The organism is Phenylobacterium sp. (genome assembly GCF_041920015.1).
In the GTDB taxonomy this organism is placed as follows: domain Bacteria; phylum Pseudomonadota; class Alphaproteobacteria; order Caulobacterales; family Caulobacteraceae; genus Phenylobacterium.
On sequence record NZ_JAYRST010000120.1, the window covers coordinates 1 to 6,641 of the forward strand.

Below are 6,641 nucleotides of genomic sequence, written 5' to 3' on the forward strand. Positions count from 1 at the left end.
TGCAGGCGGCGGGCGAAGATCTCGACCACCTTGGCCAGCTTGGAGATGCCGACGACCCGGTTGGTCGGCATGTAGGCGACATAGGCCTTGCCGAGGAACGGGGCCATGTGGTGCTCGCAGTGGCTCTCGACCTCGATGTCGCGCAGCATGACGATGTCGTCATAGCCCTGCACGTCCTCGAAGGTGCGCGAGAGTTCCTTGGAGGGGTCGAGCTGATAGCCCTCGAACCACTCCGCATAGGCGTCGACCACCCGCTTGGGGGTGTCGATCACGCCTTCGCGCCGGGGATCGTCGCCGGCCCACGCAATGAGCGTGCGCACGGCTTCCATCGCCTCTTCGCGCGTCGGGCGCTTCACGGCTTCAAGATCAAGGCCGGGCGTGCCGACCAGGGTTCGGTCGCGACTGGGAGCGTCCATCTGTGAGCAGTTCTTTCCGGGGCCTGAGTTGCGCCGGGACGAAGGTCCCGGAAATGACGCGTGCCACCCCTTATTTGCGGCCGGCGTCGAGGCACGGACGGAACCGTGGCCTCGCGGGCGCACCGAATGTATATGGGGCCAACCCCTTTGGGGGCAACCATTACGCGGCGTCAGTTTTTGAATCGGGCGGCGCCAGAAAACATGAAGGACCCAGATGGCCCTCAGCCTCTACGACACCATGGCCCGCGAAAAGCGGCCCTTCGTTCCCCGGGATCCGTCGCGGGTGACGATGTATGTCTGCGGGCCGACCGTCTACAACTACGCCCATATCGGCAACGCCCGGCCGGTGGTGGTGTTCGACGTGCTCTATCGCCTGCTGCGCCACGTCTATGGCGAGGACGCGGTGATCTATGCCGCGAACGTCACGGACGTGGACGACAAGATCAACCGAAAGGCGGCCGAGGAGGGCGTGGCGATCGACGTGATCACCGATCGCTATCTCGCCATCTACAACGACGACATGGCCACGCTCGGCGCCCTGCGCCCGACGCACCAGCCGCGCGCCACCCAGACCATGGACGCGATCATCGAGATGATCGGGACGCTGGTGGCCAACAAGGCCGCCTATGCGGCGGAGGGGCACGTCCTCTTCGACACCCAGGCCTATGGCGACTACGGCAAGCTGTCGCGCCAGCCGATGGAGGACATGATCGCTGGCGCCCGGGTCGATGTGGCCCCCTACAAGCAGCACCCGGCCGACTTCGTGCTGTGGAAGCCGTCGAAGGAGAACGAGCCGGTGTGGGACAGTCCCTGGGGACCTGGCCGCCCCGGCTGGCACATCGAATGCTCGGCGATGATCGAGAAGACCCTGGGCCTGCCGATCGACATCCACGGCGGCGGTATCGACCTGCTCTTCCCGCATCATGAGAACGAGATGGCCCAGGGCGTCTGCGCCGGCCACGACCATGGCCAGGGTTACGCCAACTACTGGATGCACAACGGCTTCCTGAACATGGCGGCCGAGAAGATGTCCAAGAGCCTGGGCAATGTCGCCCTGGTCCACGACCTGATCGCCCAGGCGCCGGGCGAGGCGCTGCGCTGGGCGCTGCTGGTCGGCCACTACCGTGCGCCGCTGGAATGGACGGGCGAACTGATCGAGCAGTCGAAGAAGGCGCTCGACCGGCTCTACGGCGCCCTGCGCCGGGCGAGCGAGGTGGAGGCCGAGGCGGTCGCGCCGCCGGCGCCCTTCATGGCCGCGCTGGAAGACGACCTGAACACCCCGGCCGCCTTCGCCGAGCTGTTCGGCCTGGCGACGAAGCTGGAGACGGCGAGCGGCAAGGGCCGCGCCCTGGCCAAGGGCGAACTGCTGGCCGCCGCCAACCTGCTGGGCTTCCTGCTCGGCGATCCGGAGGCGTGGTTCCAGGCCGGCGTCACCGACGACCTGCGCGAAAAGGTCGAGGCGCTGATCGCCCAGCGCATCGAGGCCCGCGCCGCCAAGGACTGGGCCGCCGCCGACCGCATCCGCGACGAGCTCACCGCGTTGAATATCGAGGTGATGGACGGCCCTGCGGGCGCCACCTGGCGGATCAAGGAAACCACCTGAGACCGCTCGTCCCCGCGAAGGCGGGGATCCAAGCGGCGGTTGGAACAAGCTCCGCGTGTTTTTGCTTTGTTCCGATTGGCGGTCGTGACAGGTTTGCCTTTTCGCCTAGCCTGGCGCGGGAAAACCTGTCGTGGCGTTCTATACCTATCTGATGGCGAGCGCGCCTTATGGAACGCTCTATTGTGGCCATACGGACGACCTCGCATCCCGTGTATGGAAGCATAGGGTGAAGACGTACGGAGGCTTCACGGCCAAATACGATGTCATTCGACTGGCTTGGTATGAGGTCCATGACGAGCGCGAATACGCGTTTCGCCGCGAACGCCAGATCAAGAAATGGAATCGGGCCTGGAAAATCCGGCTCATTGAGGAGTTGAATCCGCGTTGGGAAGACCTCTACGAGACCCTGAATTGTTGAACGGCGGCAAATCCGCTTGGGTCCCCGCCTTCGCGGGGATGAGCGGTGTTCGGAGGTTCTGATGGCGCTTGGACCCAAGACCAACCAGGGGGCGATGTTCACCGCCGGCGCCGGCTTCAAGTTCAAAGGCGGCGGGGCGTCCGGGCCGAGCGGGGTGCGGATCGAGCATCGGATCGGCATTCAGGCGCCGGTCGAGACCATCTGGGACGTCCTCTATGACCTGGAACGCTGGCATGAGTGGAACCCGCTCTATCCTGAGGCCGAGGGCAAGCTCCGCATCGGCGGCCAGTTGACCCTGACCCTCGCCCTGGAAGGCGAAAAGCCGCAGGTTATCCAGCCCACCGTGCTGGACTGGGTGCCGAACGACCAGATCCATTGGCGACTGAAGATGATGGGCGGCCTCGTCTCCACCACCCGCTTCCTGGAGCTTGAGAAGCTGGAGGAGGCCAGCACGATCTTCTCGAACGGCGAATTGATCGGCGGCCTGCTGGGGCCCACGGCGGCGCGTCGGATGGGCCGCAAGATCTATCGCGGCTTCGAGGCGATGAGCCAGGCGCTGAAGGCGCGCGCCGAGGCGCAATGGCGCGCGGCGGGCGGAACGCCTACATCTGCGGCATGATCGACGACCTCTACTCGGCCAAGCTTCTGAAGCTGGCGGCGAACATGCCGCGGCTCGGACGCCTGCCTGCGCCGGACGCCAGTTCGGAGAAGGTGTCCAAGCTCTGCGGCAGTCGCGTGGTGGTCGACGTGACGGTGGAGGGCGACCGCGTGGCCGACTTCGCCCAGGACGTGAAGGCCTGCGCCCTGGGCCAGGCGTCGGCCGCGGTGCTGGGGGCCAATGTGGTCGGCGCCAGCCTTTCCGAGATCGAGATGGCCCGCGATCAGTTCCGTGCTATGCTCAAGGCCGGCGCAGACGCGCCGCAAGGACGTTTTTCGGATCTTTCCATGCTGGCCCCGGTGAAGGACTATCCCGCCCGCCACACCTCCACGCTGCTGGCGTTCGAGGCGGCGGCCGAGGCTGTCCGCCGCGCCGTGGAACGAACTAGCCGCGCCGGCGCGGCTTGATCCTCAAGATCGCTCAGCGTAATCGCTGCGACTGACATCGCACGTCCGCGAGCCGGCATGACCTTCTACGAAACCTGCGTCCGCGGCGCCTTGCGCGCCTACAAGCTGACGCTTTCGCCCCTGATCGGGCGCCAGTGCCGGTTCCTGCCGACCTGTTCGGAGTATGCGGCGCAGGCCCTGATCCTGCACGGTCCCGTTCGCGGCTCCTGGCTCGCGACCCGGCGGCTGTGCCGTTGTCATCCCTGGGGAGCGTCGGGCTACGACCCGGTCCCCCAACCGCGCGACAAGGCCCCGGACGGAAACGGGCCGGCCTCGCGGACATGGACATGTGAGACATGATCGACCTGATTTTCCCCGACGGTTCCCAACGCCAGTTCGACGACGGCGTGACGGGCCGCGACGTCGCCGCCTCCATCGCCAAGTCGCTGGAGAAGAAGGCGGTGCTGGTGAAGCTCGACGGCGAGCTGCGCGACCTCGACCGCCCGCTCGACAAGGGCGGCAAGTTCGAGATCCTGACGCGCGAGAGCCCCGAGGCGCTGGAGACCATCCGCCACGACGCCAGCCACATCATGGCCGAGGCGGTGCAGGAGCTGTTCCCCGGCACCCAGGTGACCATCGGCCCGGCCATCGACGACGGCTTCTATTACGACTTCGCGCGCGACACGCCGTTCAGCCTGGACGATCTGGCCTCGATCGAGCAGCGGATGCGCGAGATCGTCGACCGCGACGAGAAGATCGTGCGCGAGGTCTGGGACCGCGACGAAGCCATCGCCCACTTCAAGTCGATCGGTGAAGCCTACAAGGCCGAGATCATCTCCGACCTGCCGCAGGACGAGACGATCACGGTCTATCGCCAGGGCCAGTGGAAGGACCTGTGCCTGGGGCCGCACCTGCCCTCGACCAAGGCGGTGGGCAAGGCGTTCAAGCTGATGAAGCTGGCCGGCGCCTATTGGCGCGGGGACCACCGCAACGCCCAGCTTCAACGCATCTACGGCACGGCCTGGGCCAGCGAGGCCGACCTGGAGGCGCATCTGACGCGGCTGGAGGAGGCCGAGAAGCGCGACCACCGCAAGATTGGCCGGGCCATGGACCTCTTCCACCTGCAGGAAGAGGCCAAGGGCATGATCTTCTGGCACCCGAAGGGCTGGACGCTCTATCGCACGGTGGAGGCCTATATGCGCCGCCGCCTGGACCAGGACGGCTATGTTGAGGTCAAGGCGCCGCAGATCATGGACCGCGGCCTGTGGGAGAAGTCGGGCCACTGGGAGAAGTTCGGCGCCAACATGTTCACCTGCGAGACGACGGAGGGCGAAGAGCTGGCCGTCAAGCCGATGAACTGCCCCGGCCACGTGCAGATCTTCAATTTCGGCCAGAAGTCCTATCGCGACCTGCCGTTGCGCATGGCCGAGTTCGGGGCCTGCCACCGGTTCGAGCCGTCGGGCGCCCTGCACGGCATCATGCGCCTGCGCGCCTTCACCCAGGACGATGCGCACATCTTCTGCCGCGAGGACCAGATCGAGGAGGAGACGACGAAATTCGTGCGCCTGCTCAACTCGGTCTACGCCGATTTCGGCCTGGAGCTGGACAGCGTCAAGCTGGCGCTGCGGCCCGATCTGCGCGCCGGGACGGACGAGGTCTGGGACGTGGCCGAGTCCAAGCTGGACCGCGCCGCCCGCCAGGCGGTGAACATGGAGGTCGAGCGTCTGCCCGGCGAAGGCGCCTTCTACGGGCCCAAGCTGGAGTTCCACCTGTCGGACGCCATCGGCCGCACCTGGCAGTGCGGCACGCTGCAGCTCGACTTCGTGCTGCCCGAGCGGCTGGACGCCGAATATGTGGTGGAGGACGGCTCCAAGCAGCGTCCGGTGATGTTGCACCGGGCGATCTGCGGCTCGATGGAACGCTTCATCGGCGTGGTGATCGAGAACTATGCGGGCGCCTTCCCGCTGTGGCTCGCGCCGACGCAGGTGGTGGTCGCCACAATTACGTCAGATGCGGATGATTATGCCCTGAAGGTGGCTCAAGAACTGAGCGCCGCCGGTCTGCGGGTGGAAACCGACCTGCGGAACGAGAAAATCAACTACAAGATCCGTGAGCACAGCCTCTCCAAGACCCCGGTCATCGCCGTGGTCGGCCGGCGGGAGGCCGAAGAAGGCAAGGTCGCGTTGAGGCGTTTCGGCTCGGAGGGGCAATCGATCATGACGACCGCCGAGGCCGTCAAGGCGCTTGCCTTGGAGGCGTGTCCGCCGGATGTTGCACGACAGGTAGCGCTTCGCGGCGCTTCGCCTGATGCGAGCATGGTCGGGTAAGGAAGGCTGGATGAACGGCGTCGCCGGACCGATCGTGGCTTACGAGCCTGCGCCGACGCAGGATTTCCTGAAGGCGCGCCGCAGCGTCTCGGTGGTCATGGTCGTCTACATGACCGGCGAGGCGCTGGCCCGCAGCATCGAGTGCGTGCTGGCCGATTCGCTGGTGGACCAGCTCGTCGTGGTCGATAACGGCTCGACCCGGATAGAGGCCGCGCGCCTCAAGCGCCTGGCGGAGGGCGACGGCCGCGTGCGGCTGGTGCAAGGCCAGGGCAATGTGGGCTTCGCCCGCGGCGCCAATCTCGGCGCGCGGGCCGCGTCCGGCGACATCATCGTCTTCCTCAATCCCGACGCCTTCCTGCAACCGGGCTGCGTGGCCGAACTGCTGCGGGCCATCGACGGGCGGCCGGTGCCCTCGCTGGTCGGCGGCCGGGTGCTGAACGCCGACCGCACCGAACAGCGCGGCGCGCGGCGCGGCGACATCACTCCGGTCAGCGCCCTCTTGAGCCTCAGCCATCTCTCGCGCCGGGTTCCGGCCTGGAATCGCTACGAGGTTCACTGGGAAGCCGAGGCTGCTCCCGAGGCGGTGATCGCGGTGCCGACCATTTCGGGCGCCTGTTTCTGCATGCGCCGCGAGGATTTCGAGGCCGTCCAGGGCTTCGACGAAGGCTATTTCCTGCACGTCGAGGACGTCGACCTCTGCTGGCGCGTACGCCAGGAGGGCGGGACGGTGCTGTTCCAGCCCAAGGCCGAGGTGATCCACCTGGGCCACACCAGCCACGCCAGCCCCCTGAAGGTGGAGTTCCACAAGGGCGTGGGCCTGGCGCGCTATTTCC

General features: G+C 66.6%; 8 protein-coding genes. 7 read left to right on the forward strand and 1 reads right to left on the reverse strand.

Going from position 1 to position 6,641, the window contains the following annotated elements:
• A partial coding sequence (locus ACE3TL_RS16200; protein WP_374579701.1) for a GTP cyclohydrolase I occupies window positions 1-416 on the reverse strand: 416 nt, incomplete at its 3' end.
• A 214-nt stretch (window positions 417-630) separates the two neighbouring features.
• Between ACE3TL_RS16200 and cysS the strand changes: the two genes are divergently transcribed.
• The 7 genes from cysS to ACE3TL_RS16235 form a co-directional block, all read left to right on the forward strand.
• A complete protein-coding gene (gene cysS, locus ACE3TL_RS16205; RefSeq protein ID WP_374579702.1) occupies window positions 631-2,019 on the forward strand; it encodes a cysteine--tRNA ligase in 1,389 nt (462 codons plus the stop codon).
• Between the two features lie 130 nt (window positions 2,020-2,149).
• Complete coding sequence (locus ACE3TL_RS16210) at window positions 2,150-2,437, forward strand: GIY-YIG nuclease family protein (RefSeq protein WP_374579703.1); 288 nt, start codon at window positions 2,150-2,152, stop codon at window positions 2,435-2,437.
• A 61-nt stretch (window positions 2,438-2,498) separates the two neighbouring features.
• Window positions 2,499-3,056 carry an SRPBCC family protein gene (locus ACE3TL_RS16215; protein WP_374579704.1) on the forward strand — a complete coding sequence of 186 codons (558 nt, stop codon included), beginning with the start codon at window positions 2,499-2,501 and terminating at the stop codon, window positions 3,054-3,056.
• Window positions 3,053-3,502, forward strand: a complete 450-nt coding sequence (locus tag ACE3TL_RS16220) for an iron-sulfur cluster assembly scaffold protein (protein ID WP_374579705.1) — start codon at window positions 3,053-3,055, stop codon at window positions 3,500-3,502. The genes ACE3TL_RS16215 and ACE3TL_RS16220 overlap by 4 nt, the downstream gene beginning before the upstream one ends.
• A 57-nt stretch (window positions 3,503-3,559) precedes the next feature.
• On the forward strand, window positions 3,560-3,841 hold the full coding sequence (gene yidD / locus ACE3TL_RS16225) for a membrane protein insertion efficiency factor YidD (RefSeq protein WP_374534686.1): 282 nt from the start codon (window positions 3,560-3,562) through the stop codon (window positions 3,839-3,841).
• Complete coding sequence (gene thrS / locus ACE3TL_RS16230) at window positions 3,838-5,808, forward strand: threonine--tRNA ligase (protein WP_374579706.1); 1,971 nt, start codon at window positions 3,838-3,840, stop codon at window positions 5,806-5,808. Before yidD ends, thrS begins: the two co-directional genes overlap by 4 nt.
• 10 nt (window positions 5,809-5,818) lie before the next feature.
• The coding region (locus ACE3TL_RS16235) for a glycosyltransferase family 2 protein (protein WP_374579707.1) at window positions 5,819-6,641 on the forward strand (823 nt) is incomplete at its 3' end.